We start from the raw sequence: 24571 nt of genomic DNA on the forward strand, positions 1-24571 counted from the left end.
CGACAACACAACCCTGACGGCAATCTCGGCGCTACTGAACCGGCCCCGGGTGCCGCAGCTGTGTGACGTGCCTGGGGGAGAGCTCCTCGAGGCAGGTGACCCCCAGCAACCGCATGGTGCGGAGCACGCCTTGCTGCAGGATGTCGATCGCCCGCGCCACCCCCGCCTCGCCGCCGGCCATCAACCCGTACAGGTACGCCCGCCCGACCAGCGTGCACCGCGCGCCCAGCGCGATCGCCGCCACGATGTCGGCCCCCGACATGATGCCGGTGTCCAGCAGGATCTCGGTGTGCTTGCCGACCTCGCGGGCGACCGAGGGCAACAGGTGGAAGGGCACCGGGGCCCGATCCAGTTGGCGCCCGCCGTGATTCGACAGCACGATGCCGTCGACACCGCGGTCGACGACGGCGCGGGCGTCGTCGAGCGTCTGGATGCCCTTGACGACCAACTTGCCCGGCCACTGCGCCTTGATCCACTCCAGGTCGTCGAAGGTCAGGCTCGGGTCGAACATGGTGCTCAGGTACTCGGCGACGGTGCCGGGCCACCGGTCCAGCGACGCGAACGCCAGCGGTTCGGTGGTCAGCAGGTCGAACCACCACTTCGGGTGCGGCACCGCATCCAGCACGGTGCGCAGCGTCAGCGTCGGCGGGATCGTCATCCCGTTGCGGTTGTCGCGCAGCCGCGCGCCGGAGACCGGGACGTCGACGGTGGCCAGCAGGGTGTCGAAACCCGCATCGGCCGCGCGCCGCACCAACGCCATCGAGCGTTCGCGGTCGCGCCACATGTACAGCTGAAACCACTTCCTGCCCTGGGGAACAGCGGCCACCAGGTCCTCGATGGCGCAGGTGCCGAGCGTGGACAACGAGAACGGAATGCCGGCCTTGGCCGCGGCCGCCGCGCCGGCGATCTCGCCCTCGGTGTGCATCAGCCGGGTGAAGCCGGTGGGCGCGATGCCGAACGGCAGGACGACCGGTTGGCCAAGGACGTTCCAGCCGGCGGTGACGTTGGTGACATCACGCAAGATCGTCGGGTGAAACTCGATGTCGCGGAACGCTTGTCGGGCCCGCCGGAGGGAAATCTCGTCCTCGGCGGCGCCGTCGGTGTAGTCGAACGCCGCCTTCGGCGTGCGCCGTTTGGCGATGCGACGCAGATCTTCGATGGTGTACGCGGCGTCGAGGCGGCGCCTGGTCGCGTCGAACTGCGGCCGCTTGAACTGGATCAGCGGCGCGAGGTCGCGCACCTTGGGCACTCGTCGTTTGACTCCCACCTGTGCCACCGTAGTCACATGGAATCGGCGAGCGACCCCTACGATCTGAATCGCTTCACCAAGGCCCAGGCCGCGGTCTATCCGCACGTCGTCGCGGAGTTGCGCGACGGCCGAAAGCGCGGTCACTGGATGTGGTTCGTGTTCCCGCAATTGCGCGGCCTGGGTAGCAGTCCGACCGCCGATCGGTATGGCATCTCCTCGCTCGGGGAAGCCAAGGGCTATCTGCGCCACGGCGTGCTGGGACCGCGGCTGCGCGAGTGCACCCGGCTGGTCAACGAGGTGCAGGGCCGGTCCGTCCGCGACATCTTCGGCTCGCCCGACGACCTCAAGCTGCGCTCGTCGATGACGCTGTTCGCCCACGCGACCGACGACAACGAGGACTTCCTGGCCGTCCTCGACAAGTACTACGACGGTCGGCAGGACCAGCTCACGCTGGAGCGCCTAGGCCGGGCTTAAGATCCGCCAGCCGTGCGGTTCCACCACCAGCGCGTCCACCCGCTCTTGTGGTGGGGCCGAGGATCCGCCGACGACCCGGCGGTGCGCCGTGCCCAACTCCGGCAGCGAGACGCGCATCGGCTCGTCGCCGATGTTCAGCGCGACCAGCAGCGCGTCGTCACCGTTGCGGGTCTCGTACACGTAGTGCCGGTTCTCCAGCCGCAACGCGGTGGTCGACGCCCGGTGCAGCCACGGATGACGCCGGCGCAGGCCGACGAGGAACTGGTGCAGCGCCCACATCTGGGCGCCGAACGCGTCCAATTCCAATGGGGGAGAGCCGAACTCGGGCCGCACCGCGTCGTCACCGCCGTAGCGCTCCTCCTTGACGCCGCGGAATCCCAGCTCGTCGCCGGCGTACACGCTGGGCACGCCGCCGACCGTCAGCAGGATCACCAGCGCGTGCGCCACGTGCTCCGGGCGTTCCAGCCGGCTGGCGATGCGGGTGACGTCGTGGTTGCCGATGAAGGTGAGGGGCGCGAAGCCGGCCAGGAAGTCGCCGTGGCGTTGCAGCGCCCAGTCCAGCTCGAAGAAGTTGCCGTCGTTGAGGCTGCTCCAGATCGCCTTCCACAGCTCGTACTGGGTGGCCGAGTCGAACGTGGCCGCCCGCACCACGGCCGCGTAGTCGCCGTGGATCAGCTCGCCGACGAACCAGGCGTCCCCGAACCGCTCGCGCACCCGCGGCAGCGTCGACGCCCAAAACCGTTCCGGCACCGTGTAAGCCGCGTCGAGGCGCCAGCCGTCGGCGCCGCGCTCCAGCCAGTGCGCCATCACGTCCGCGGTGTAGTCGATGACTTCGGGGTTGTCGTGGTTGAGCGTGATCAGCTCGGAGTGGCCCTCGAACGTGTGAAAGCGTCCGGGGCGCCCGCGAAACCAGCGCGCCGCGGAGTCGTCGTTCGCCGCCTGGCGGTAACCGGGGAAGTCCACCCCGACGTGGTTGAACACGCCGTCGAGCAGGATGCGCAGGCCGCGGCCGTGGGCCTCGGCGACCAGGTAGTCGAAGTCGGCGTCGTCACCGAGCCGCGGGTCGATGCGGTAGTGGTCGGTGGTGTCGTAACCGTGTGTGCGCGAGGCGAAGATCGGCCCCAGCGCCACGCCCGACGCGCCCAGCGCGATGGCGTGGTCGAACCAGTCGACGAGCCGCCGCAGCCGGTGTTCCTCCGGCCGCGGCGGCTCTGACGCGGGAAAGGCGCCGACGGACCCGAGCGGATAGACCTGCCACCAGATCGCGTGTTCTACCCAGCCCGGCGCCGTCACTGCGCTACCGTCAGCCGACCGTCGCCAGCGTCTGCGCGGCGATCATCGCCTGGGCCACACCCGAAACGATCGCCGCCGCCTTCAGCGCCTCCTGGATGGACTCCCGGCTCACCCCCGCCTCACGCAGGGTGTGTTCGTGGGAGGCCACGCAGTCGGGGCATCCGTTGATCGACGACACCGCGAAGCACCACAGCTCGAAGTGGGCCTTCGCGACGCCGGGGTTGGCGATGAGGTTCATCCGCAGACCCGCACGCAGGTCGTCGTATTTGCCGTCCAGGAAGCCCCGGCCGCGGTAGAACACGTTGTTCATGCCCATGATCGATGCGGCACCGAGCGCGGCGTTGTACGCCTCGGCGGACAAGATGTCGGCCGCATCGGCACCGATCTCGCTGAGCACCTGCGTGTTTCGCGTCGCCGCGGCACACGCCAGCAGGGTGCCCCACAGCTGTTCCTCGTTGAGCTCGGTGGTACGGGTGATCGAGCCCAGGTTGAGCTTGAGGTCCTTGGCGTACTCGGGCAGCGCTTCCTTGAGGTTTTCTACGCTCATCTCGCCTCCCTGATCAGACCCTACGTGACTAGGCCGAGGCCTTGAGCAACTCGGCGGCGTCGAGCGTCGGGTCGCCCTTGCGCCAGTTGCATGCGCACAGCTCGTCGGACTGCAGTGCGTCCAGGACCCGCAGCACTTCCTCGACGTTGCGGCCGACGGATCCGGCGGTGACCGAGACGAATTGGATCTCGTTGTTGGGATCCACCAGGAAGGTCGCCCGGTCGGCAACACCCTCGGCGTTGAGGACGCCGGTGGCCAGGCTCAGCTCCCGCTTGATGTCCGAGAGCATCGGGAACGGCAGCTTCTTCAGGTCCTCGTGCTGGGCCCGCCAGTTGAAGTGGACGAACTCGCTGTCGATCGAGACGCCCAGCACTTGCGCATCGCGGTCGGCGAACTCGTCGTTGAGCTTGCCGAAGGCGGCAATCTCGGTCGGGCACACGAAGGTGAAGTCCTTGGGCCAGAAGAACACGACGCGCCACTTGCCCTCGTGGTCGTCGCTCGTGACGGTGGTGAAGTAGTCCTCGGGCTGCTTGGCGTCGACCTTGGACAGGTCGCCGGGGATAAGCGCGGTGAGCTCGTAGGCGGGGAACTGGTCGCCGATGGTCAGCAGAGGCATATCGCTCCTTGTTTTGGATTTACTCAAGATTAGCGGTCACTGCCCATGGTGCCCGCATACCCTTACTGAAGTAAAGGTGATATTTCCCACTATACTTATAGGCATGCCCGATAAGAGTTATCAGCCGACGATCGCCGGCCTCCGCGCGTTCGTCGCGATCGCCGAAAAGCGTCAGTTCAGCGGCGCCGCAACGGCTCTCGGCGTCAGCCAGTCGACGTTGTCGCAGGCGCTGGCGGCGCTGGAGACCGGGCTGGGCACCCAGCTCGTCGAGCGCTCGACGCGGCGTGTCCTGTTGACGGCGGCGGGCACGGAGCTGCTGCCGCGCGCCCAGGCGGCGATCGAGGCGGTGGACGGGTTCACCGCCGCGGCCGCCGGGGCGTCCGACCCGCTGCGCGCCGGGATGCGGCTGGGGCTGATCCCGACGGTCGCGCCCTACGTATTGCCGACCGTGCTGGCCGGCCTCGCCGGGCAATTCCCGGCGATGACGTTGCGGGTGACGGAAGACCAGACCGAACGGCTGATGACGGTGTTGCGCGAGGGAGCGTTGGACGCGGCGCTGATCGCCCTGCCGGTCGACGGCGGCGGACTCACCGCGATCCCGATCTACGACGAGGACTTCGTCCTCGCGCTGCCGCCCGGGCATCCGCTGTCGGGCAAGAAACGCGTCCCGGCGACGGCGCTGGCCGACCTGCCGCTGCTGCTGTTGGACGAGGGGCACTGCCTGCGCGATCAGGCGCTGGACGTCTGCCACAAGGCGGGTGTGCGAGCGGAACTGGCCAACACCCGCGCGGCATCGCTGGCCACCGCGGTGCAATGCGTGACGGGTGGCCTCGGCGTGACGCTGATCCCGCAGAGCGCGGTGCCGGTCGAGGCGAGCAGGAGCCGTCTCGGCCTGGCGCAGTTCGCCACCCCCCGCCCCGGCCGGCGGATCGGCCTGGTGTACCGCTCTTCCAGCGGCCGCGACGAGTCCTACCGGCGGCTGGCCGGGACCATCGGCGGGTTGATCAGCAACCAACACCCGGTGCGGCTGGTCAAGTAGGCGGGGTCGCCCGCAGGTAGGTTCAGCCCATGGAAAAGGTCATCGCCGTCCTCATGCGCGCCGATTCGGACGAGCAGTGGTGCGCCCGGCAACGGGGGCCGGTCGCCGACGCCCTGCTCGAGCTGGGCCTGCCCGGGTTGTCCGTCAACGTGCGCGACGACGCCGTGCGGCACTCACTGATGACGCTCACGACGCTGGACCCGCCGGTCGCGGCGGTGGTGAGCATGTGGACCCAGCAGTGTTACGGCGAGCAGATGGCGGCCGCCCTGGCGCTGCTGGAGGCGGAATGCGACCAGCTCGCCGCGTACTTGGTGACTGAGTCGGTCCCGCTGAAACCACCCGTCACCGAAGCCGGTTCCCGCACAGCGGGTTTGGCCAACATAGCGCTGCTGCGCCGGCCCGCCGGCCTCGACCAGGCGAGCTGGCTGACCCGGTGGCAGCGCGACCACACCCCGGTGGCCATCGAGACGCAGTCGACCTTCGGCTACACCCAGAACTGGGTCGTGCGCACCCTGACCCCGGACGCCCCGGGAATCGCCGGCATCGTCGAAGAGTTGTTCCCCCAGGAGGCGATCACCGATCTCAAGGCGTTCTTCGGTGCCGCCGACGACGACGACCTGCAACACCGGTTGGGCCGAATGGTCGCCAGCACCACGGCCTTCGGCGCCAACGAGAACATCGACACCGTCCCCACCAGCCGCTACGTCTTCACGACACCGTTCAGCGAGGAACACACATGACCACTCTGCGCGACGCGGTGGCGTTGGCCGAGGCCGAAAACGGCTTGGCGGTGGTGTCCACCGTTCGCGCGGACGGGACGGTGCAGGCCTCGCTGGTCAACGTCGGCCTGTTGGCGCACCCGGCGAGCGGCGAGCAGGTGTTGGGTTTCACCACCTACGGCAAGGTGAAACTGGCCAACCTGCGGGCGCGGCCGCAGCTGGCGGTCACCTTCCGCAACGGATGGCAGTGGGCGACCGTCGAGGGCCGCGCGGAGCTGGCGGGTCCGGACGACACCCAGCCCTGGCTGACCTCCGACGACCAGCTGCGGCTGTTGCTTCGGGACGTCTTCACCGCCGCGGGCGGCACCCACGACGACTGGGACTCCTACGACCGCGTGATGGCCCGCGAGCGCCGGGCCGTCGTGCTGGTCGCGCCCACCCGCGTCTACAGCAACGGCTGACCCCCGCGAGCAGTTAGGCTGCAGCCGTGACGCTGCAGATCGATGACGAAAACCGGGTGCGCACCCTCACGCTGAACCGGCCCGAGGCGCTGAACGCCTTCAACGAGGCCCTCTACGACGCCACCGCGGACGCGTTGTTGGCCGCCGCCGAGGACCCCGAGGTCGCCGTGGTGCTGCTGACCGGCGCGGGCCGCGGGTTCAGCGCGGGGACCGACCTCGGCGAGATGCAGGCCCGCATCACCGACCCGGATTTCACGCCGGGCAGGCACGGCTTCGTCGGGCTGATCGACGCCCTCAGCGGGTTCCCCAAGCCGCTCGTCTGCGCGGTCAACGGTGTCGGGGTGGGCATCGGCGCCACCATCCTCGGCTATGCCGACCTGGCGTTCATGTCGTCGACGGCCCGGCTGAAGTGCCCGTTCACCAGCCTGGGAGTCGCGCCGGAGGCGGCCTCGTCGTACCTGCTACCGCAACTGGTCGGCCGGCAGAACGCCGCCTGGCTGTTGATGTCCTCGGAATGGGTCGACGCCGACGAGGCGCTGCGGATGGGCCTGGTCTGGCGCGTCTGCGATCCCGAGGACCTGTTGCCCGAAGCCCGTCGGCACGCCGAAATCCTTGGGAGCCGCCCCATTTCGAGCCTGATGGCCGTCAAGCACACAATGATGGAACCGGTGCGCCCGGAAATCGCGGCGGCCACCGCGCGGGAAAACGCTCACTTCGCCGAGTTGATGGGGGCGCAGGCCAACGCCGCCGCGCTGGCGGACTTCAACAAGGCCCGCTGAGCGGGCGGGGGTTCACACCGACGGCGCGGTCTCCAGATTCGCCGACGCGGCGATGATCGCCCGCAGCGTCCGTCTGCAGCGTCCGCAGTCGCCGCCGGCCCCGCACGCCGCCGCGACCTCTCTGGAAGTGGAGGCGCCGCGCGCGACGATTTCGGACACCGTGTGGTTCGTCACGCCGACACACAGGCATACGTACATCAGCGCATCCCCTGCATGCGGGCGACGTTCCCTTCGTCGACGGCCTGGCCGAGCGAGCGCACCTCGTCCTCCCTTTCGGCATCCCGGGTCGCCGGGATTTCCAGAGAAAGCGAACCGAACTCCATATTAGTTGAGTCTAACCTAAGTTCGTTAGCGCAGTCTAACCTTACCCGCCAGCAACGTGGCTCGCGCGGGCCCGGCGCGCCACACACTGAGCACAGCCATACCTTGCTGGAAGATTGCCCCCTGTCGTGGCAAAGTGCGAGTACGGCCCGCCACGATGCGCTCAGCCCAGCGCCTCCGGCCCGGGGCCGAGAATGACCACCGTTTTCACCGTCACCGTAGGGGAGTGAACATGCAAGGGGATCCGGACGTTTTGCGCCTGCTCAACGAGCAGTTGACCGGCGAGCTCACCGCGATCAACCAATATTTCCTGCATTCCAAGATGCAGGACAACTGGGGTTTCACCGAGGTCGCCAAGCACACCCGGGAAGAGTCCTTCGACGAGATGCGGCACGCCGAGGCGATCACCGATCGCATCCTGCTGCTCGACGGGCTGCCCAACTACCAGCGCCTCTTTTCACTGCGCATCGGCCAGACGCTGCGCGAGCAGTTCGAGGCCGACCTGGCCATCGAGTACGAGGTGATGGACCGGCTCAAGCCCGGCATCATCATGTGCCGCGAGAAGCAGGACACCACCAGCGCCAACCTGCTGGAAGAGATCGTGGCCGACGAGGAAAAGCACATCGACTACCTCGAGACGCAACTCGAGCTGATGGACAAGCTCGGCGTGGAGCTCTACTCCGCGCAGTGCGTCTCCCGGCCGCCGAGCTAACCCACCGCGCACGCCTTTTCGCGGCTTTTGGTTGCCACGGGTCGACCGTGGGCACTCACTACCATCGAAAGCCGTGGAAGGGCGGGCATGACGAGGGCGACACCACCGGCGGCTCCGGCCGGCCACGCTTCGGATTCGGGACCCGGGGACGTCGCGGTCGACCTGCAGCGACGCAATTTCATCTTCGTGGCGATCCTGCTCGGCATGCTGATGGCCGCGCTGGACCAGACGATCGTGGCGACCGCTTTGCCAACCATCGTCGCCAATCTTGGTGGCGCAGGCCATCAATCGTGGGTGGTCACCAGCTACCTGCTCGCCTCGACCATCATCACCGCCCTCGTCGGCAAGTTCGGTGACCTGTTCGGCCGCAAGAGGGTGTTCCAGGCGGCCGTCGTGTTCTTCGTCGCCGGGTCGGTGCTGTGTGGGCTCTCGGGCTCGATGGGCATGCTGGTCGCGTCCCGCGCGCTGCAGGGCATCGGGGGCGGCGGGCTCATGGTGACCGCCATGGCGCTGATCGGCGAGGTGATCCCGCTGCGGGATCGCGGCCGCTACCAGGGCGCGATGGGCGCGGTGTTCGGCGTGACCACCGTGATCGGTCCGTTGCTCGGCGGGTACTTCACCGACCACTTCACTTGGCGCTGGGCCTTCTGGATCAACGTGCCGATCTCGGTCGTGGTGTTCTTCGTGGCGGCCGCCGCCATCCCGTCGCTGTCCGAGCGCACCAAACCCGTCATCGACTACACCGGGATCATGTTGGTCGGCCTCGGCGCCGCCGGACTCACCCTGGCCACCAGCTGGGGCGGGACCACATACCCGTGGGGATCGCCCACCATCATCGGCCTGTTCGCCGGCTCGGTGATCGCGTTGTGCCTCTTCGCCTGGGTGGAAAGCCGCGCCGCCGCACCGATACTGCCGACCCGGCTGTTCGGCAGCCCGGTGTTCACGGTGTGCTGCGTCCTGTCGTTCGTGGTCGGTTTCGCGATGCTGGGCGCCCTGACGTTCCTGCCGACGTACATGCAATTCGTCGACGGCGTCTCCGCCACCACGTCGGGCCTGCGCACGTTGCCGATGGTGATCGGAATGCTGACCACCTCGATGGGCAGCGGTGTCATAGTCGGCCGCACAGGCAAATACAAAGTCTTTCCCGTCGCCGGCACCGCCGTCATGGCGGTGGCGTTCTTTCTGATGTCGCGGATGGACCCGTCGACATCGGTGTTCGTTCAGTCGCTGTTCCTCGTCATCCTGGGCGCCGGGATCGGGATGTGCATGCAGACCCTCGTCCTGATCGTGCAGAACACCGTGGGCTTCGACGACCTGGGCGTCGCGACCTCCGGCGTCACCTTCTTCCGCACGATCGGCAGCTCGTTCGGCGCCGCCATCTTCGGTTCGCTGTTCACGAACTTCCTGCACAGCCGGATCGGCCCGGCGATGGTGGCCAGCCGCGCGCCGGCCGCGGCCGCCGCCTCACCGGAGGCGTTGCACCGGCTGCCCCGGGAGGCGGCCGCTCCGATCGTCGCCGCCTATTCCGAGTCGCTCACCCAGGTTTTTCTGTGGGCGGTTCCGGTCGCACTGGTGGGTTTCGTCCTCGCGTTGTTTCTGCGGCAGGTCCCACTGCGGGAATTGCACGACAGCACAATCGATCTCGGCGACGCGTTCGGCATGCCGAACACCGAGACCCCGGATCAGATGCTGGAGGGCGCGGTCGAGCGCATGCTGCGCGGTGTGCCCGGCATGCGATTGCGCAGCATCGCCATGCGACCCGACTGCCGGCTCGACGTGGCCGGATTGTGGGGCGTCCTGCGCATCAACCGCTACGAACAGATGTATGGCACGGCCCGGCTCACCGACATCGCCGAGTACCTGCGGATACCGTTCGAGGTCTTGGAGCCCACCTTCTCGCGGCTGATCGCCACCGGATACGCCCGCGGCGACGGCGACCGGCTGTCGCTGACACCCGCGGGGGCCCAACAGGTGGACTACGTGCACTCGCTGCTGGTGGGCTGGCTGGTCGACAAGCTCGCCCGCTCACCGGGTTTCGACGGGCGACCGGATCGTCGCGTGGTCGAGGCGGCGCTGAATCGAGTCGCGGGCCGCGTTCTCGCGCAACAGGACTGGAGCGACGACCGTCCCACCATGAAGATCCCGGCGCCCACCCCGTGAAACGGGCGGTGCGCGGCGTACCATCACGCCATGAGCCGAATCGGAACATTTGCTGACGACGACCTGGCCGGCTGGTTCGCGAAGTCTCCGGACATCGGCGGAGCCCTCGGCGGATTCAGCAACGCGGTCTACACCAAGAACCGGTTGCCGCTGCGCACCCGCGAATTGGCCCGGGCGGTGATCGCTCACCGCAACGAATGCGTGGTCTGCGTCAACACCCGTGACGAGGACGGACCCGCCGCGGGCGTCGACGAGGAGTTGTACGACCACGCCCGCGAATGGCGCACCTGGCCCGGCTACAGCGAACAGGAGCGTCTGGCGGCCGAGTTCGCGGAACGATTCGCCACCGATCACACCGCCCTGCGCGACGACGAGGACTTCTGGAGCCGTTGCTCCGAGCACTTCTCCGACGAGCTGCTGGCCGACTTGGCCCTGTCCTGCGCGTTGTGGGTCGGCATGGGTCGCGTGTTGCGGACCCTCGACATCGGCCAAGCCTGCAAGCTGACCATTCCCAGCCGCGCCTAGCCTCCCGCGCTCCCGCGCGCCACGACACATAAACCTTTGCGACGACTCGCCGGAAAACGTCGCAGCCGTTTATGTCTGGTGGGCACAAATCCCGTCGCCACCGTGTTGCGACGGGTACGACAGCGACGACAGGGAGGGCACGGCGGTGAAGATCCGCTTCGGCGTCGGACTGGGCGCGGACACCGCTCCGGATCGGTTGGCTCCCGTCATCGACCACCTGGAGGCCAACGGCGTCGACTCGCTGTGGTTCTCCGAGCTGGTGTACTCGCCGGCGGTCGATCCGGTGGTCGGGATGGCCTACGCGCTCGCCAGGACGACCCGGTTGAAGGTCGGCACCTCGGTGGCCGTGCTGCCCGGGCGGCACCCGGTATTGGTCGCCAAGCAGTTGGCGTCGCTGGCGGCGGTCGCACCCAAGCGGGTCCTGCCCGTCTTCGGCCTGCGCTCGGCGATCCCGGCCGAGCGCGAGGTGTTCGTCGTCCCCGACGGTGAGCGGGCCGCCGTGTTCGACGAGGCGCTGCGGGTCCTGCGCTCGGCGCTGGAAGGGGACTCGGCGAGCTACGACGGCCGGTACTTCTCCGTCAGCGGGGCCGCCGTCATGCCCAGGCCGCAACCCCCGCTGGACATCTGGCTCGGTGGCTCGGCGCCGGCGGCGTTCCGCCGGATCGGCGCGCTGGCCGACGGCTGGTTGGGCAGCTTCCTCACCCCCGACGAGGCGCGGGCGGGCCGCGAGTCGATCGAACGCGCCGCCGCGCAAGCGGGCCGGCGGATCGACCCCGATCACTTCGGCATCTCGTTGGCCATCGTGGACGGGGCCGACGGCGAGTTGCCCGCGGCGCTGGCCGCCGCGGCCCGCAGCCGCCGCCCGGACATCGACCCCGCCGAGCTGATCGCGGTCGGATGGGATCGGCTGCACCGGCAGCTGGATGCCTACATCGACGCCGGGCTGACGAAATTCGTCATCCGGCCGGCCGGTGGCGCGCCCTTGGACGGCTTCCTCGACCGCTTCGTCGGCGAGCTGACCGCGCGCCAGAACTGAATTCGCGAGCCCGGGCATCCCGACGCCTGCACAATGACTGCCATGACCGGCACACCGCCCGCCGCCGCGGCGATCGCCCAGCTGGAGGCCGAGGGCGTCGACACCGTCATCGGCACCGTCGTGAATCCGGCCGGGCTCACCCTGGCCAAGACGGTCCCGATCCGGCGGACGAACGCCTTCGCCGCCCCCGGGCTTGGCGCCAGCCCCTCGTGGCACGCCTTCGCGATCGACCAGAGCGGCATCGCCTTCACCCGCGAGGTCGGCGTGATCGGCGACCAGCGCCTCCGCATCGACCTGTCGGCCCTGCGCATCGTCGGCGACGGGCTGGCGTGGGCGCCCGCCGGGTTCTTCGCCCAGGACGGCGCGCCCGACCCCGCCTGCGCCCGCGGGACGCTGGGCCGGGTCGAGGCCGCGCTCGCCGAGGCCGGAGTCGAAGCGCTGATCGGGCACGAGGTGGAGTTTCTCCTGGTGGCCCCCGACGGCGGCCGCCTGCCGTCGACGCTGTGGGCGCAGTACGGCCTTGCCGGCATCCTCGAGCATGAGGCGTTCGTCCGCGACGTCACCCGGTCGGCGGCCGCGGCGGGCATCGCGATCGAGCAGTTCCATCCCGAGTACGGGGCCAACCAGTTCGAACTCTCCCTGGCGCCCCAACCGCCGGTGGCCGCCGCGGACCAGCTGGTGCTGTTGCGGCTCGTCATCGGGCGGGTGGCGCGCCGCCACGACGTCCGCATCAGCCTGTCGCCCGCCCCATTCGCGGGCGGCGTCGGGTCGGGTGCCCACCAACACTTTTCGCTGACGATGCCCGATGGTCCGCTGTTCTCCGACGGAGCGGGCGCGCACGGCATGACGGCGACCGGGGAGAGCGCGGTGGCCGGGGTGGTGCACGGACTGCCGGAGGCCCAGGCCGCGTTGTGCGGGTCGATCGTCTCCGGCCTGCGGATGCACCCCGGCAACTGGGCCGGCGCGTACGCGTGCTGGGGGACCGAAAACCGCGAGGCGGCAGTGCGATTCATCACCGGCGGACCCGGCAACCCGCGCGGCGGGAACGTCGAAGTGAAGATCGTGGACCCCTCCGCGAACCCCTACCTGGCGTCGGCGGCGATCCTGGGGCTGGCGCTGGACGGGATCAAGCGCCGAGCGCCGCTGCCCCCGGAGATCACGATCGACCCGGCGGACCTCCCCGCGGCCGAACGGGACCGCGACGGCATCGTCAGCCTGGACAGGAAACAGGCCGAAGTGATCGCCGCGTTGGACCATTCCAGGCTGATGCGTGGCATCCTGGGCGATCACGCGGTCGACATGCTCGTCGCCGTCCGCACGCTGGAGCACGAGCGGTACGGCACCCTCGACCCCGAGCAACTGGCGGACAAGTTCCGCATGGCCTGGAGCCTGTGACAGGGCCCATGGCGTCCCACCCTCGCGCGCTGGCCGAGCACATCGACCGGGTGACCCTGATCGATCAACACGCCCACGGTTGCTGGCTGGCGCCGGGGGACCGGCACCGGTTCGAGAACGCGCTCAACGAGGCCAACACCGAGCCCATCGTGGGCTCCGGATTCGACACCCAACTCGGCTTCGCCGTGCGGGCCCATTGCGCTCCCGTCCTCGGTCTCGCGAAACATGTTGATCCGCAGTCTTATTGGGAGCGACGCAGCCGAATCGACGAGGTGGAACTGGCCCGCACGTTCCTGCCGGCCGCGGGGGTCGACCACTGGCTGGTGGACACCGGGATCGGCGCGGACACCGCCGCACCGTCCGACATGGCCGAGCTGTCCGGCGGCCGCGCACACGAGATCGTCCGGCTCGAGCAGGTCGCCGAGCAGGCCGCGCGGGCACCGGGCGACTACGCGACGGCCTTCGAGGACATCCTGCGCCGGCGCGCGGCGACGGCGGTCGGCACCAAGTCGATCCTGGCCTACCGGGGCGGGTTCGACGGCGACCTGACCGAGCCGTCGGCCGCCCAAGTCGCCGAGGCGGCCGACCGATGGCGCGACCGCGGCGGTACCCGGTTGACGGATCGGGTGCTGTTGGCTTTCGGCCTGCATCAGGCGCTGCGGTTGGGCAAGCCCCTGCAATTGCACGTCGGCCTCGGCGACCGCGACTGCGATCTGCACACGACGAACCCGCTCCTGCTGCTCGACTTCCTGCGGCGGTCCGGGGAGACCCCGATCGTGCTGCTGCACTGCTACCCCTACGAGCGCGAGGCCGGATACCTCGCGCAGGCGTTCAACAACGTCTATCTCGACGGCGGGCTGAGCGTGAACCAGCTGGGGGCGCGGTCGCCGGCGTTCCTCGCGCGGCTGCTGGAGCTGGCGCCGTTCCACAAGATCCTCTACTCGTCGGACGGGTTCGGGCCCGCCGAACTCCACTTCCTCGGTGCGGCCCTGTGGCGCACCGGCATTCACCGCGTGCTGCGCGAATTCGTGCTCGACGACGACTGGAGCGAACGCGACGCCATGCGGGTGGTCGACCTGATCGCTCACGACAACGCCGCCGGCCTGTACGGCGTTTGACCCCCGGCGACCCCGGGGTATACGGGCGGTTATGGCGACCGCGAAGGGCGTCTTGGATTGGGCCCGCAACAAGGTCGTGTCGTGGGTGCCCAAGGCCGACCTCGACCAGCGGGACCCGGACTACATCCGAGACCAGCTCCCGGGCACCTGGCTGCTGGCGTCGTTCTACTTCCGGGCGGACGTGCGGGGCCTGGATCGAATTCCGGCCGACGGGCCGGTGCTGCTGGTCGGCAACCACAGCGGCGGCAACGTACCGCCCGACACCTTCGTGTTCACCCTGGCCTTCTGCTCGTATTTCGGGGTCGAACGGCCCTTCTATCAGCTGGCCCACAACCTCGTCGTGTCCGCGCCGCCGCTGGGCTGGCTGCGCAAATTCGGCACGGTTGCCGCCAACCCCGAGAACGCCCGGCTCGCACTGGATTCCGGCGCCGCGCTGCTGGTCTACCCCGGCGGCGACTACGAGGTCTTCCGGCCCTCCTGGGAACGCCACAAGGTCGACTTCGGCGGCCGGATGGGCTACGTGAAGCTGGCCCGCGAGGCGGGGGTGCCGATCGTCCCCGTCGCCAGCGTCGGCGGGCAGGAAAGCGCGTTGTTCCTCAACCGCGGACAGTGGCTGGCCAGGCTCCTGATGGCCGACCGGCTGCTCCGGCTCAAAAGCATCCCGATTTCGCTGGCGCTGCCCTGGGGCCTGAACATCAGCGACCTGGCGGGCCACATCCCGTTGCCGACCAAGATCGTGATCGAGGTTCAGGACCCGATCGAGGTCGACGGTGACGACCAGGCGGTGCACGACAAGGTGCTGGCCAGCCTGCAGGGCGGCGTCGACCGGTTGGCCGCCGAACGGCGATTCCCGGTGATCGGCTGATGCGCGTCGAACGCCGTTGCGTCATCAACGCCGACCGTTCCGCGGTGTGGAAAATCGTCAGCGACCCCGACCGCTACCCGTCGTTCATGACCAGCCTGGAGCGCTGGGAATCTTCGAACGACAAGCCCGCCGGCATCGGTGCGCGCTACACCGTCCACTGGAAGATCGGCTCCGTACCCGTCGGTGGCCTGATCGAAGTGGTCGAGTTCGACGAGGACCGCGACCTGGCCTGGGTCGGCATCACCGGCGTCACGCTGCGCGGGCGGATCCGCTTGCGCGACGCCGGCGACGGGTGCACGAAGGTCACGTTCCGGCTGTCGTATCAGGCGCCGGGCGGGCTCGTCGGATACATCGCCGACCGGATCGCCGTGCGCCAGGTGGGACGCACCCTCGCCGAAACGTTGAAGCGCCTCCGGAAGCTGGCCGAGTCGTAGCCGATTACGGGCGCGACAATTTTTCCAAATTCGCATGTGATCAACCGCCGGACGGCATAGGCTCCGATCGACGAATCGGGCAACGCCACCAAATCAGATCGGACACGAAAGGGTTTGGAGCATGTTGCCCCGAACGACCCTCATCCCCGCCGCCGCAACCGGTTTGGCGGCACCGGCCTGCTCGGGAAATTGGTCGTTCAGCGAGCATCCGCACACCGGCGGCACCTGCCACGGCCACGGCGGCGTCCAGCGGTACGTGTAGCGGTCGGCGACGTCGGCGCTGCGGAAGCGCTGGGATGGTCGAAGACACGAGGGGTGACCATCCGAGTGGCCCGGGCGCCGACATCGCCGGATCCGATACAGCCCCGCCCCGACGCCCCTCGTTAGGCCACGGCGATGCCAGCCACAGAACCTGCGTAGCCCGTTCAGTCGTTCACTTCATGATGGCCCGCGGGCCGTTGCATATATGGCGATGCGCGCATATGTTTGACGGCGTGCAACGCGACAGCCGTCAGATGGACCGGACAGCAAGGGCCTCTCAGTGAGTGGCGGTCACGACCACACCCACGGGCAGGCCTCCGCCGATGCCGACCGGCGGTGGCTAGCCGGAGCCTTGATCGTGATTGTCGCATTCATGGCGGGTGAGGTTACGGCCGGAATCGTCGCCGGATCATTGGCCTTGATTTCCGATGCGGCTCATATGCTCACCGACGCGGCATCAATTGCTCTGGCGTTGTGGGCGATTCGCCTCGCGGCCCGGCCGGCTGGCGGTCGTATGACCTACGGATGGAAGCGCGTCGAAGTTCTTTCGGCGCAAGCCAACGGCGTCACGTTGCTGGTGCTGGCCGGGTGGCTGGCATATGAGGCGATAAGGCGGCTGGTCCACCCACCCGCCGTGACGGGCCCGCTGGTCCTGATCACCGCGCTCGTGGGTGTTGTCATCAATGTGGCTGCGACTTGGATGATCAGCCGGGCCAACCGATCGAGCCTGAACGTTCAAGGCGCGTTTCAGCACATACTCAACGACTTGTTCGCCTTCATCGCCACCGCGGTCGCCGGGCTCGTCATCATCCTCACGGGGTTTGCGCGCGCGGATGGGATCGCGACATTGATCGTGGTGGCGCTCATGGCCAAAGCCGGCTTCGAGTTGGTGCGCGCCGCCAATCGCATTTTCTTGGAGGCCGCTCCCCAAGACATCGATCCCGACGCGATCGGGCGCGCAATGGCGGACCATGACGCGGTCGTCGAGGTCCACGATCTGCATATCTGGGAGATCACGTCCGGCTCGCCCGCATTGTCGGCACACGTGATCGTCGCCTCCGACCGCAACTACCACGCGACACGCGCCGAGTTGGCGCAGTTGTTGGCCGAAGAACACGGAATCGTGCACAGCACACTGCAACTTGACTACTTCAACGACTCCGCAGGATGTGAGCAGGGTACGGCGAGCGCTTCCGCGGTCTGCGAAGACCCGCACGGCCCAACGCACCGCTCCTCCTAGCGGGTGAGCGTCGACCTCAGTCGTCATCGAGGCGAACCCGTCGGGGCAACGCGCAAGCGTAGCTAGGTGCGGCCATGTTGAGACTGCTCCAGTGAAGAGCCATCTCAGCGACGGCGCACGTAAGTCTTTGCTGCGCCGTGATGGCCAAAGGGTTTCATCCGCAACACTCACCGCTGGGCATCACCTGGACAGCGATCACTGCGGCGGCAATGTTCGCGCTGGCGGCCGGAAAGGCCCGAACCGGCGCCGCCCTGGGCAACCCGGTCCTCGCCACGGGAGGCCGGGTCACGATCGACGGCCTACTTTCGACTGCGGTCCTGCTCGGGCTGCTGCTCAACACCCTCGCGGGCTGGTGGTGGGCCGATCCGCTCGCCGGGTATGTCCTTGTGCTCTACGCGCTGCGCGAGGTCAAAGAGACTTTGTTCGCCCACAGTTCTGATCCGTAGAGGCTGCGCGCGCTTCCGGGCGTGTCCGGCATTCTCGAGATCGTCGCGTTCGAAATCTGCGGACCGCGTGGGAACGCTTGCGCCCCAGGCGAACTGCGGGTTCGATGTCGAGTTCTGCGCCGTGTACGGCCCCGGCGGCCCGGACGACAGGGCCCCCGGTCAGGACCCCGTGCCAGGCGCGGCGGCAGTGCCGACGGCGTCGGTGTCGACGGCGTCGGTGCCGAACAGCGCCTGACCAAGCACGCGCAACACGTCCTGGTCGGCCGGCGAGTAGTAGACGAACGTTCCCTCGCGGCGGCCTTTCACCAGGCCGGCCAGGCGCAACTTGGCCAAATGCTGGCTGACCACCGCTGGTGCCACATCGGCCAGCTCGGCCAGGCACGCCACCGAGGACTCACCCTGCGACAACGCCCACAACACCTTGATGCGGGTCGGGTCGCTCAGCATCCGAAACGACTCGGTGGCACGGCCAACCTGCTCCTCAGTCGGCATGGTGAACCCGGCGATCGATGTGTGCACAGCGTCAAGCATAACGCTGACCTGTGTGATCACCGATTCATCTGCACATGCATTTGCGAATACGCATGACCATGCATATAAGCTGGTCGCGTGACTTCTGGCACGCCGACCGCTGCTACTTCCGAATTCGACGCTGACGAGCGCATCCGCTCGTGGCGAGCCCCGAGGTCGAGCGCGTGGACCCCTCCGGAGGTCCGGTGGGCGCTGATCGCGACGGGATTGTTCGGGTTCGGCCTGATCGTGCAACTGGCCGGGGGACCCGCGTGGTTGTACTGGACGCTCTACCTGGCCTGCTACGCCGCCGGCGGGTGGGAGCCGGGGCTCGCGGGGCTGCAGGCGCTGCGGGGCAAGACCCTGGACGTCGACTTGCTGATGGTCGCCGCGGCCATCGGTGCCGCGGCGATCGGCCAGGTTTTCGACGGAGCGCTGCTGATCGTCATCTTCGCCACCTCCGGTGCGCTGGAGGCGGTGGCAACCAAGCGCACGGAGGATTCCGTGCGCGGACTGCTGGACCTCGCGCCGGACACCGCCACGCGCATCACGCCTGCAGGGGCCGACGAAGTCGTCGCCACCGCGATCCTCGACGTCGGCGACGTGCTGCTGATCCGTCCCGGGGAACGGGTCGGCGGCGACGGCGTCGTCATCGACGGCGCCAGCGAGGTGGACCAGGCCACCATCACCGGAGAGCCTCTGCCGGTCGACAAGACCACCGGCGACGAAGTGTTCGCCGGGACGCTCAACGGCACCGGCACACTTCGGGTGCGGGTGACCCGGCCGGCCGCCGAGACCGTCATCGCGCGAATCGTTGCGATGGTCGCCGAGGCGAGCGCCAGCAAGGCTCGGATGCAGTTGTTCATCGAGAAAGTCGAACAGCGCTACTCGGTGGGCATGGTGGGCGCGACCATCGCCTTGTTCGTGATTCCGTTGTGGTTGGGCGCCGACCTGCAGTCGGCGCTGCTGAGGGCGATGACGTTCATGATCGTCGCCTCGCCATGCGCATTGGTCCTTTCGACCATGCCGCCGCTCTTGGCGGCGATCGCCAACGCCGGCCGCCACGGGGTGCTGGTCAAATCGGCTGTCGTGCTCGAAAAGCTCGCCACCGTAACCCAAGTCGCACTCGACAAGACCGGAACGCTGACCGAAGGGGCGCCGCGGCTCACCGGCGTACACGTGCTGCCGCAGGCGAAGTGGACGGATAAGGAGCTGCTGTCGTTGGCGGCCGCCGCGGAGCACCCCTCCGAGCATCCGTTGGCACGTGCCATCGTCGCCGCGGCCCTCGACGAGAATCTATCGCTGCGGTCGGCGACCGGTTTCACGTCGACACCCGGACGCGGTGTCCGCGCCCACGTCGGTGCCGACATCGTCGAGGTCGGCAGTCCCACCCTGCTCGACCGCCACGACCATCCCGCCCGGACAACCGTCAGCGAGCTGGAACACACCGGGCAGACGGCCATCGTCGTGCGCGTCAACGGCACTCCCGCGGGGGTGCTCGGCCTGGCGGACCGCCCCCGCGGCGAAGCCGCCCACGCGGCCGCGCACGTTGCCACGCTCACCGGCGCCGAGCCCGTCCTGCTGACGGGGGACAACCCGCGCGCCGCGGCGCGACTCGCCAGCGAGCTGGGTATCTCCGACGTCCGGGCCGAGCTGCTTCCCGAGGACAAGGTCATCGCGGTCCGAGCGTTGGAAGCCGACGGCGCCAGAGTGCTGCTCGTCGGCGACGGGGTGAATGACGCTCCGGCCATGGCCGTGGCCCACGTCGGCATAGCCATGGGCCGGTCCGGATCCGACCTCACCCTGGAAACCGCCGACGCCGTCATCACCCGTGACGACCTGGCGACCGTGCCGGCTGTCATCGCTCTCGCGCGCCGCGCCCGCCGCGTGGTCGCGGCCAACCTCACCATCGCCGCGACCTTCATCGCCGTACTCGTCACCTGGGACTTGCTCGGGCACCTGCCACTGCCACTCGGCGTCGCCGGCCACGAGGGCTCCACCGTACTGGTGGGCCTCAACGGACTGCGCCTGCTGCGCAACGGCGCCTGGCCCACGCCGAGTCACTCACGCCTCTAGAAGAACGAGCAGCGCCGGTTGGCCCGGTGTAGGAGGCGATGGAAAGCAGACGAAAGTGCCGTTTGGTCCTGACCCGCCCCGCGACCGGCGGTTGGTCAGACCAATGCGGAAGCGTCGAAAACCCAACTGGTGTCGGCCGTCGCGAGGTTCTCGAAGTGGTTCGGGGGAGCGAAGGCCACCAACGAGTTCATGTCCCAATAGTCTTTCCAGACCGTGATCTTCGGTTCGGCCCCCTGCAAGGCGACCTTGTGGACGGTCACGAATCTCAGCACGCCTTGCTCGCCCGTCGCGAACGTCCAGGTCTCGGAGTGCTCGTACAGCACGTCGGAACCGTTGGACACCAGCACGCCGTCGTGGTTCTCGTAGCCGGCCAGCGGCTCGAGGCCCATCTTCAGCCGCTTGACGATGTCTTCGGGTCCGCGTGCCGATAGCGCCGGCACCGGCATGTCGACATAGAGGCAGTCATCGGACAGGAAGGTCTTGACCGCCTCCCAGTCCCGCCGCGAGAGCGCCTGCCACAGCCCGAGGACCACATCGTCGACCGAGATCATAGAAGCGTCTGTCATAGCGCAAATAAACTCGGTTCCCGGACCGGTGTCAACACCGCGCGCCCCTAGCCGTCGACGCGCGCCATCGACCGCGCCGGCCCCAGCGCTACCGGCAGCGACGACCAGCCCCGCAGCACGCGCGTGTCACGCCTGCTGCCCGCGCCCGCCGCGCGCACCTCGGGGAAGCGGTCGAAGAACGTGCGGAGCCCGACCTCGCCCTCGGCGCGCGCCAGCGCGGCGCCCAGGCAGAAGTGCCGGCCCCCGGAAAACGCGAGATGCCTTCCCGCGTTGGCCCGTTCGATGTCGAAGCGGTGCGGTTCGGCGAACACGGACGGGTCGCGGTTGGCGGCGGCCAGATAGACCAGCACCAGGTCGCCGCGTCGAATGTGCTTGCCGCCCAGTTCAACATCCTTGAGTGCGACCCGCGCGGTGAGCTGCACCGGCGACTCCAGCCGCAATATCTCCTCGACCGCGTTGGGCCATAATTCGGGCCGCCGGCGCAGGGTGTCGAGGCGGTCGGGAGCGTCCAGCAACATGCGAATCCCGTTGCCCAGCAGGTTCACCGTGGTCTCGAAACCGGCCGCCAATACCAGCCCGGCGATCGCTTTCAGCTCGTTTTCATCCAAATGCGTCTCTGCGGAACCGCTTTCGGCGATCTCGATCAGCTGGCTCATCACGTTGTCACTCGGGGCACTCCGCAGCCGGCCCAGATGCCCGTCGAGCCAGGAGCTGAAGCCGGCGAGCCCCCGCTGCACCGTGCGGTACTGCTGCCACGTCAGTCCGATGTCCAGGCTCGGCGCGGCGAGTTCACCGAACTCCAGGACGCGCCGCCGGTCCCGCTCGGGAACGCCGAGGATGTCGCTGATGATCGCGACCGGCAGCTGCGAGCAATAGCGGCCGACGACGTCGACGACCCGGGAGGCGCCGGATTCGGCGGCCAGCTGATCCAACAGGGCGGCGGCGGTCTGCTCCACCCGGTCCCGCAACGCGGCGACAGCCCGCGGGGTGAACACGGCCGACACCGTCTTGCGGTACCGGGTGTGGTCGGGCGGCTCGACCGCGAGCAGCGACGGCGCGCGCAGCGGATGCAGCAGATCGTCGCGGGTGTGGCGTTCGAGCCATTTCAACGGCCCGGGCAGGTTCGCCCCGAACACCAGCACGCGGAAATCGTCGGAACGCAGTAGCTCGTGGGCGAGCGCATGGTCGGCGGTCAGATAGCTGACGCGCCCCTTGACCAGCGGCCCCGCGGCCCGCAGTTCGTCGTAGAAGGGGACCGGATTGGCGGCCACCGTCGGATCGGCGATCAACCTGGCGTGCAAGTCGCCCCGCCGCACCCCGAGCGTGGCGACGCCCCGGATGAAGCCGTGCATCGCCAACCAGTGCAGCCGTTCCTTCACCCGTCCCTCCATCGGTCGATGTCACCGAGCCTAGGCCCGCGCCCCGGATGGGGTCAGCACTCGGCGACGATCTTGAACTCCGTGGTCACCACTTTGTCGGGGTTGCTGCTGTTGATGCCGTACGCGCTGCCGGTGATGGTGTAGGCGTCGTTGGTGACGTCGGCGTGCGCGTCACCGACCCCGCCCTCCCAGAAGCTGCCGGTGAACCCGTCGATGTTGCGGATCTTCACCCACTGCGGCATCGCCCGGTAGCCACTGGTCAACACCACTGCCTCGACGCTGCCGTCGTGGTCCTTGATGTCGATGGTGCGGTACTGCTGGTTTTGGCTGCACGCCGGAGGGCGGGTGGTGTGCGTGGCTCCATCGATCGTCAGGTGGGCCGCTTTCCGCGGCGTGGTCTGGGCCTGGCCACAGCCCGCGACGCCGACGGCGATCAGCAGGCAAACCACCGCGATTGACCGGTTTCGCACCGGTTCACCTCCTTCTGTTGCTTTCTTCACTGCCGCTTCGGCATCAGCGCGGGCAGGGACTTGACGATGCTGCGTCGCACGAATTCGGGGCTCAGACCTTTGAACACGTCGATCAGGCGAATGCTCTTGGGGACGTACCAATGCAACCGCTTCGGGTGGCGGTAAGCCTGCCACGCCGTTTCCGCCACACTGCTTGCCGGCATCAACCGGAGCATGCCCTTCTTGGGCGCGGTGGCGTGCAGTTGGTCCGGCGTCATCGGCGCGCCGCCGTCGTTGGAGTGGTTCGTCGTCGTGGTCAGGATGGCGGTGTCGATCAGGCCGGGCAGCACGTCCGCGACCCGCACCCCGTGCCGCTGCCATTCCACGCTCAGCGCCTCGGTCAACCCCTTGACCGCATGCTTGGTCGACGAATAAACGGCCAGGCGCGGCATGCCGTAGGTCGCCGACGACGACGAGGTCGAAAACATCAAGCTCCCCGGCGTCCTCTTCAAGTACGGCAGCGACGCGTAGGCGCCGGTCAGGACCGCCTTGTAGTTGATGTCGACGACGCGCATGGCCGCCTCGTACGGCACGTCCTCGAACCAACCGCTTTCGCCGATGCCGGCGTTGTTCCACATCATGTCGAGGCCGCCGTCGCTGTTACCCCCGCAAAAGTCGGCCAGCGCGCCCTCGAGGGCCGCCCTGTCCGTCACGTCGACCTGGCGGGTCCACAGTCGATCGCCGGTGAGTTCCTCGTGCAGCGTCGCCAGGCCCTCGCCGTTGCGGTCGACGGCGCCGACCCGCCAGCCTTTGGCATGGAACAGCTTGGCCCCCTCCCGGCCCATACCGCTGCCCGCACCGGTGATGAAGATCGATTTCACGGCGCGTCAGCCGGCCTCGACCACATCTTTGATGCGGTTCAGGGTCTTGGTCATGTCGCGGACGTTGCGTCGCTTGCGCAGGAAACCACCCAACAACCAATAGAGGCCGAGCCATGGCGCCGGGCTGAGCCGAAATGATTCGGTCACGTCCGTGCCGCCGCCGCTGGGCGCCAACCGGTAGTGCCAGTTGTTGACGGCGCGGTCGCCCAGCAGCACCGCGAATCCGAATTCGCGGCCCGGTTCACACGCGGTGACCTCGCACGTCGTCCAATACACCGGCCCGATTTCGTTGCGCCGCACATGCCCACGGAATTTGGCGCCAAGGGCCGGGCCGGTCGCGTCGCCGAGCCACTCGGCCTCGAACACTTCCGGGGAGAACCGGCCGATGTTGTCGACGTTTGCGATGAGATCCCAGATCTTGTTCGCAGACGCCGCCATATGAACAGTCGCCGAACCTTCCATGGCCTGATCCAAACACAGCTTCCCGTTCGGTCATAGACCGCACGGGCGGTTGGTGATCAGTGCGGCACCGCCGCCTGGATCAGTCCGTTGATGATCTCCTTGATGCCCTGCGCGGGGTGCGAGTACCAACCGATCGGCAGGCCCGAGGCGGCGCCGCACTTCGGCCATGCCTCCACGCCTTGATCGGCGAAAACCCGGTTGGCTACGGCGATTTGCTGCTCTCTGGACGCGGCCGCCGGGTTGCCGACGCCGCCGTATCGCTGCCAGGTGCCCGGCTTGAATTGGAGTCCACCGTAATTGCCGTTGCCGGTGTTGGCGTGCCAGTTGCCACCCGACTCGCACTGGGCGATCGCGTCCCAGTTGGGGGTGGGGGCGGCGCTGACCACGGACGTGGACGAAGCTATCGACGCTGCAACGAACCCGCCGACCGCCAGGGACTTGACGAGGGGCTTGCAGAGAATTTTCATGTCCTGGATTTCGGCCGCCGTGGCCAAAGCGTTACCCATTCGAAAATGCGGCGAGATATGCCGTCTATCTGCGGAAATGGCGTTATGTCGG

The 24571-nt window shown here is 68.3% G+C and carries 30 protein-coding genes; 17 read left to right on the forward strand and 13 right to left on the reverse strand.

Going from position 1 to position 24571, the window contains the following annotated elements:
• Positions 1-31 precede the first annotated feature (31 nt).
• A complete protein-coding gene (locus tag HMPREF0591_RS18025; protein WP_007170069.1) occupies positions 32-1267 on the reverse strand; it encodes an alpha-hydroxy acid oxidase in 1236 nt (411 codons plus the stop codon).
• An 18-nt stretch (positions 1268-1285) separates the two neighbouring features.
• On the opposite strand from HMPREF0591_RS18025, the gene HMPREF0591_RS18030 reads away from it, so the two are divergent.
• Positions 1286-1723, forward strand: coding sequence for a DUF1810 domain-containing protein (locus tag HMPREF0591_RS18030; RefSeq protein ID WP_007170070.1), 438 nt, complete (start codon positions 1286-1288; stop codon positions 1721-1723).
• On the opposite strand, the gene HMPREF0591_RS18035 is transcribed toward HMPREF0591_RS18030, so the two are convergent.
• Genes HMPREF0591_RS18035 through HMPREF0591_RS18045 form a run of 3 tightly spaced genes read right to left on the reverse strand, consistent with a single transcriptional unit; the run spans position 1709 to position 4179 of the window.
• Positions 1709-3016 carry an alpha-amylase family protein gene (locus HMPREF0591_RS18035; RefSeq protein ID WP_007170071.1) on the reverse strand — a complete coding sequence of 436 codons (1308 nt, stop codon included), beginning with the start codon at positions 3014-3016 and terminating at the stop codon, positions 1709-1711. The two genes, HMPREF0591_RS18030 and HMPREF0591_RS18035, sit on opposite strands and share 15 nt — an antisense overlap.
• 10 nt (positions 3017-3026) lie before the next feature.
• Complete coding sequence (locus HMPREF0591_RS18040; RefSeq protein ID WP_007170072.1) at positions 3027-3563, reverse strand: alkyl hydroperoxide reductase; 537 nt, start codon at positions 3561-3563, stop codon at positions 3027-3029.
• Between the two features lie 28 nt (positions 3564-3591).
• A complete protein-coding gene (locus HMPREF0591_RS18045) occupies positions 3592-4179 on the reverse strand; it encodes a peroxiredoxin (RefSeq protein WP_007170073.1) in 588 nt (195 codons plus the stop codon).
• 103 nt (positions 4180-4282) lie between these two features.
• Here HMPREF0591_RS18045 and HMPREF0591_RS18050 point away from each other — a divergent pair, with 103 nt between their 5' ends.
• Genes HMPREF0591_RS18050 through HMPREF0591_RS18065 form a run of 4 tightly spaced genes read left to right on the forward strand, consistent with a single transcriptional unit; the run spans position 4283 to position 7177 of the window.
• Entirely contained in the window at positions 4283-5218 is a 936-nt protein-coding gene (locus HMPREF0591_RS18050; RefSeq protein ID WP_040623064.1) for a hydrogen peroxide-inducible genes activator, read from the forward strand.
• Positions 5219-5247: 29 nt separating this feature from the next.
• Entirely contained in the window at positions 5248-5958 is a 711-nt protein-coding gene (locus HMPREF0591_RS18055; RefSeq protein WP_007170075.1) for an EthD domain-containing protein, read from the forward strand.
• Positions 5955-6398 carry a TIGR03618 family F420-dependent PPOX class oxidoreductase gene (locus HMPREF0591_RS18060; protein ID WP_007170076.1) on the forward strand — a complete coding sequence of 148 codons (444 nt, stop codon included), beginning with the start codon at positions 5955-5957 and terminating at the stop codon, positions 6396-6398. The genes HMPREF0591_RS18055 and HMPREF0591_RS18060 overlap by 4 nt, the downstream gene beginning before the upstream one ends.
• Positions 6399-6424: 26 nt before the next feature.
• Positions 6425-7177: an enoyl-CoA hydratase/isomerase family protein gene (locus HMPREF0591_RS18065; protein ID WP_007170077.1), complete on the forward strand. Its 753-nt coding sequence runs from the start codon at positions 6425-6427 to the stop codon at positions 7175-7177.
• Between the two features lie 12 nt (positions 7178-7189).
• Here HMPREF0591_RS18065 and HMPREF0591_RS18070 read toward each other — a convergent pair whose 3' ends face one another.
• Entirely contained in the window at positions 7190-7375 is a 186-nt protein-coding gene (locus HMPREF0591_RS18070; protein WP_007170078.1) for a (2Fe-2S)-binding protein, read from the reverse strand.
• Positions 7375-7500 (reverse strand): hypothetical protein, encoded by a 126-nt coding sequence (locus HMPREF0591_RS34430; protein ID WP_007170079.1) that lies wholly within the window; start codon positions 7498-7500, stop codon positions 7375-7377. The genes HMPREF0591_RS18070 and HMPREF0591_RS34430 overlap by 1 nt, the downstream gene beginning before the upstream one ends.
• Before the next feature lie 230 nt (positions 7501-7730).
• Here HMPREF0591_RS34430 and bfr point away from each other — a divergent pair, with 230 nt between their 5' ends.
• The 11 genes from bfr (at position 7731) to HMPREF0591_RS18120 (ending at position 17690) form a co-directional block, all read left to right on the forward strand.
• Positions 7731-8210 (forward strand): bacterioferritin, encoded by a 480-nt coding sequence (gene bfr / locus HMPREF0591_RS18075; RefSeq protein WP_007170080.1) that lies wholly within the window; start codon positions 7731-7733, stop codon positions 8208-8210.
• An 87-nt stretch (positions 8211-8297) separates the two neighbouring features.
• Positions 8298-10370 carry an MDR family MFS transporter gene (locus HMPREF0591_RS18080; protein WP_007170081.1) on the forward strand — a complete coding sequence of 691 codons (2073 nt, stop codon included), beginning with the start codon at positions 8298-8300 and terminating at the stop codon, positions 10368-10370.
• 30 nt (positions 10371-10400) lie between these two features.
• Positions 10401-10895: a carboxymuconolactone decarboxylase family protein gene (locus HMPREF0591_RS18085; RefSeq protein ID WP_007170082.1), complete on the forward strand. Its 495-nt coding sequence runs from the start codon at positions 10401-10403 to the stop codon at positions 10893-10895.
• Positions 10896-11040: 145 nt separating this feature from the next.
• A complete protein-coding gene (locus tag HMPREF0591_RS18090; protein ID WP_007170083.1) occupies positions 11041-11931 on the forward strand; it encodes a TIGR03854 family LLM class F420-dependent oxidoreductase in 891 nt (296 codons plus the stop codon).
• A gap of 42 nt (positions 11932-11973) precedes the next feature.
• Positions 11974-13326, forward strand: a complete 1353-nt coding sequence (locus HMPREF0591_RS18095) for a type I glutamate--ammonia ligase (protein ID WP_040623065.1) — start codon at positions 11974-11976, stop codon at positions 13324-13326.
• Between the two features lie 8 nt (positions 13327-13334).
• Entirely contained in the window at positions 13335-14444 is a 1110-nt protein-coding gene (locus HMPREF0591_RS18100; RefSeq protein ID WP_007170085.1) for an amidohydrolase family protein, read from the forward strand.
• Positions 14445-14475: 31 nt separating this feature from the next.
• The gene (locus HMPREF0591_RS18105) at positions 14476-15309 is read left to right on the forward strand and encodes a lysophospholipid acyltransferase family protein (protein WP_007170086.1); all 834 of its coding nucleotides are present in this window, start codon (positions 14476-14478) and stop codon (positions 15307-15309) included.
• Positions 15309-15743, forward strand: a complete 435-nt coding sequence (locus HMPREF0591_RS18110; RefSeq protein WP_007170087.1) for an SRPBCC family protein — start codon at positions 15309-15311, stop codon at positions 15741-15743. Before HMPREF0591_RS18105 ends, HMPREF0591_RS18110 begins: the two co-directional genes overlap by 1 nt.
• 121 nt (positions 15744-15864) lie before the next feature.
• On the forward strand, positions 15865-16005 hold the full coding sequence (locus tag HMPREF0591_RS31060) for a DUF3761 domain-containing protein (protein WP_007170088.1): 141 nt from the start codon (positions 15865-15867) through the stop codon (positions 16003-16005).
• A 279-nt stretch (positions 16006-16284) separates the two neighbouring features.
• Positions 16285-17244 carry a cation diffusion facilitator family transporter gene (locus HMPREF0591_RS18115; RefSeq protein WP_007170089.1) on the forward strand — a complete coding sequence of 320 codons (960 nt, stop codon included), beginning with the start codon at positions 16285-16287 and terminating at the stop codon, positions 17242-17244.
• 140 nt (positions 17245-17384) lie between these two features.
• Positions 17385-17690: a hypothetical protein gene (locus HMPREF0591_RS18120; protein WP_208857779.1), complete on the forward strand. Its 306-nt coding sequence runs from the start codon at positions 17385-17387 to the stop codon at positions 17688-17690.
• A gap of 159 nt (positions 17691-17849) precedes the next feature.
• Here HMPREF0591_RS18120 and HMPREF0591_RS18125 read toward each other — a convergent pair whose 3' ends face one another.
• Entirely contained in the window at positions 17850-18209 is a 360-nt protein-coding gene (locus HMPREF0591_RS18125) for an ArsR/SmtB family transcription factor (RefSeq protein ID WP_040623067.1), read from the reverse strand.
• Positions 18210-18353: 144 nt separating this feature from the next.
• Between HMPREF0591_RS18125 and HMPREF0591_RS18130 the strand changes: the two genes are divergently transcribed.
• Entirely contained in the window at positions 18354-20276 is a 1923-nt protein-coding gene (locus HMPREF0591_RS18130) for a heavy metal translocating P-type ATPase (protein WP_139093891.1), read from the forward strand.
• A 95-nt stretch (positions 20277-20371) separates the two neighbouring features.
• On the opposite strand, the gene HMPREF0591_RS18135 is transcribed toward HMPREF0591_RS18130, so the two are convergent.
• The 6 genes from HMPREF0591_RS18135 to rpfC all read right to left on the reverse strand — a co-directional run bounded on the left by HMPREF0591_RS18135 (position 20372) and on the right by rpfC (position 24519).
• Positions 20372-20827, reverse strand: coding sequence for a nuclear transport factor 2 family protein (locus tag HMPREF0591_RS18135; RefSeq protein ID WP_007170093.1), 456 nt, complete (start codon positions 20825-20827; stop codon positions 20372-20374).
• Positions 20828-20889: 62 nt separating this feature from the next.
• On the reverse strand, positions 20890-22221 hold the full coding sequence (locus HMPREF0591_RS18140; RefSeq protein ID WP_040623322.1) for a cytochrome P450: 1332 nt from the start codon (positions 22219-22221) through the stop codon (positions 20890-20892).
• Between the two features lie 53 nt (positions 22222-22274).
• The gene (locus HMPREF0591_RS18145; protein WP_040623324.1) at positions 22275-22691 is read right to left on the reverse strand and encodes a lipoprotein LpqH; all 417 of its coding nucleotides are present in this window, start codon (positions 22689-22691) and stop codon (positions 22275-22277) included.
• 26 nt (positions 22692-22717) lie between these two features.
• Positions 22718-23551 (reverse strand): SDR family oxidoreductase, encoded by an 834-nt coding sequence (locus HMPREF0591_RS18150; protein ID WP_007170096.1) that lies wholly within the window; start codon positions 23549-23551, stop codon positions 22718-22720.
• A gap of 6 nt (positions 23552-23557) precedes the next feature.
• Positions 23558-24031: an SRPBCC family protein gene (locus HMPREF0591_RS18155; protein ID WP_170826151.1), complete on the reverse strand. Its 474-nt coding sequence runs from the start codon at positions 24029-24031 to the stop codon at positions 23558-23560.
• Positions 24032-24069: 38 nt separating this feature from the next.
• Entirely contained in the window at positions 24070-24519 is a 450-nt protein-coding gene (gene rpfC / locus HMPREF0591_RS18160) for a resuscitation-promoting factor RpfC (protein WP_007170098.1), read from the reverse strand.
• Positions 24520-24571: the final 52 nt, after the last annotated feature.

The sequence above is a fragment of the Mycobacterium parascrofulaceum ATCC BAA-614 genome (genome assembly GCF_000164135.1).
Classification (GTDB): Bacteria; Actinomycetota; Actinomycetes; order Mycobacteriales; family Mycobacteriaceae; genus Mycobacterium; species Mycobacterium parascrofulaceum.

Bases quoted from the DNA above. Each gene is read 5' to 3' on its own strand.
- HMPREF0591_RS18030 (WP_007170070.1), top strand. From the start codon at position 1,286: ATGGAATCGGCGAGCGACCCCTACGATCTGAATCGCTTCACCAAGGCC.
- HMPREF0591_RS18040 (WP_007170072.1), bottom strand. From the start codon at position 3,563: ATGAGCGTAGAAAACCTCAAGGAAGCGCTGCCCGAGTACGCCAAGGAC.
- HMPREF0591_RS18045 (WP_007170073.1), bottom strand. From the start codon at position 4,179: ATGCCTCTGCTGACCATCGGCGACCAGTTCCCCGCCTACGAGCTCACC.
- HMPREF0591_RS18050 (WP_040623064.1), top strand. From the start codon at position 4,283: ATGCCCGATAAGAGTTATCAGCCGACGATCGCCGGCCTCCGCGCGTTC.
- HMPREF0591_RS18055 (WP_007170075.1), top strand. From the start codon at position 5,248: ATGGAAAAGGTCATCGCCGTCCTCATGCGCGCCGATTCGGACGAGCAG.
- HMPREF0591_RS18060 (WP_007170076.1), top strand. From the start codon at position 5,955: ATGACCACTCTGCGCGACGCGGTGGCGTTGGCCGAGGCCGAAAACGGC.
- HMPREF0591_RS18070 (WP_007170078.1), bottom strand. From the start codon at position 7,375: ATGTACGTATGCCTGTGTGTCGGCGTGACGAACCACACGGTGTCCGAA.
- HMPREF0591_RS34430 (WP_007170079.1), bottom strand. From the start codon at position 7,500: ATGGAGTTCGGTTCGCTTTCTCTGGAAATCCCGGCGACCCGGGATGCC.
- bfr (WP_007170080.1), top strand. From the start codon at position 7,731: ATGCAAGGGGATCCGGACGTTTTGCGCCTGCTCAACGAGCAGTTGACC.
- HMPREF0591_RS18080 (WP_007170081.1), top strand. From the start codon at position 8,298: ATGACGAGGGCGACACCACCGGCGGCTCCGGCCGGCCACGCTTCGGAT.
- HMPREF0591_RS18085 (WP_007170082.1), top strand. From the start codon at position 10,401: ATGAGCCGAATCGGAACATTTGCTGACGACGACCTGGCCGGCTGGTTC.
- HMPREF0591_RS18095 (WP_040623065.1), top strand. From the start codon at position 11,974: ATGACCGGCACACCGCCCGCCGCCGCGGCGATCGCCCAGCTGGAGGCC.
- HMPREF0591_RS18100 (WP_007170085.1), top strand. From the start codon at position 13,335: ATGGCGTCCCACCCTCGCGCGCTGGCCGAGCACATCGACCGGGTGACC.
- HMPREF0591_RS18105 (WP_007170086.1), top strand. From the start codon at position 14,476: ATGGCGACCGCGAAGGGCGTCTTGGATTGGGCCCGCAACAAGGTCGTG.
- HMPREF0591_RS18110 (WP_007170087.1), top strand. From the start codon at position 15,309: ATGCGCGTCGAACGCCGTTGCGTCATCAACGCCGACCGTTCCGCGGTG.
- HMPREF0591_RS31060 (WP_007170088.1), top strand. From the start codon at position 15,865: ATGTTGCCCCGAACGACCCTCATCCCCGCCGCCGCAACCGGTTTGGCG.
- HMPREF0591_RS18120 (WP_208857779.1), top strand. From the start codon at position 17,385: ATGGCCAAAGGGTTTCATCCGCAACACTCACCGCTGGGCATCACCTGG.
- HMPREF0591_RS18135 (WP_007170093.1), bottom strand. From the start codon at position 20,827: ATGATCTCGGTCGACGATGTGGTCCTCGGGCTGTGGCAGGCGCTCTCG.
- rpfC (WP_007170098.1), bottom strand. From the start codon at position 24,519: ATGGGTAACGCTTTGGCCACGGCGGCCGAAATCCAGGACATGAAAATT.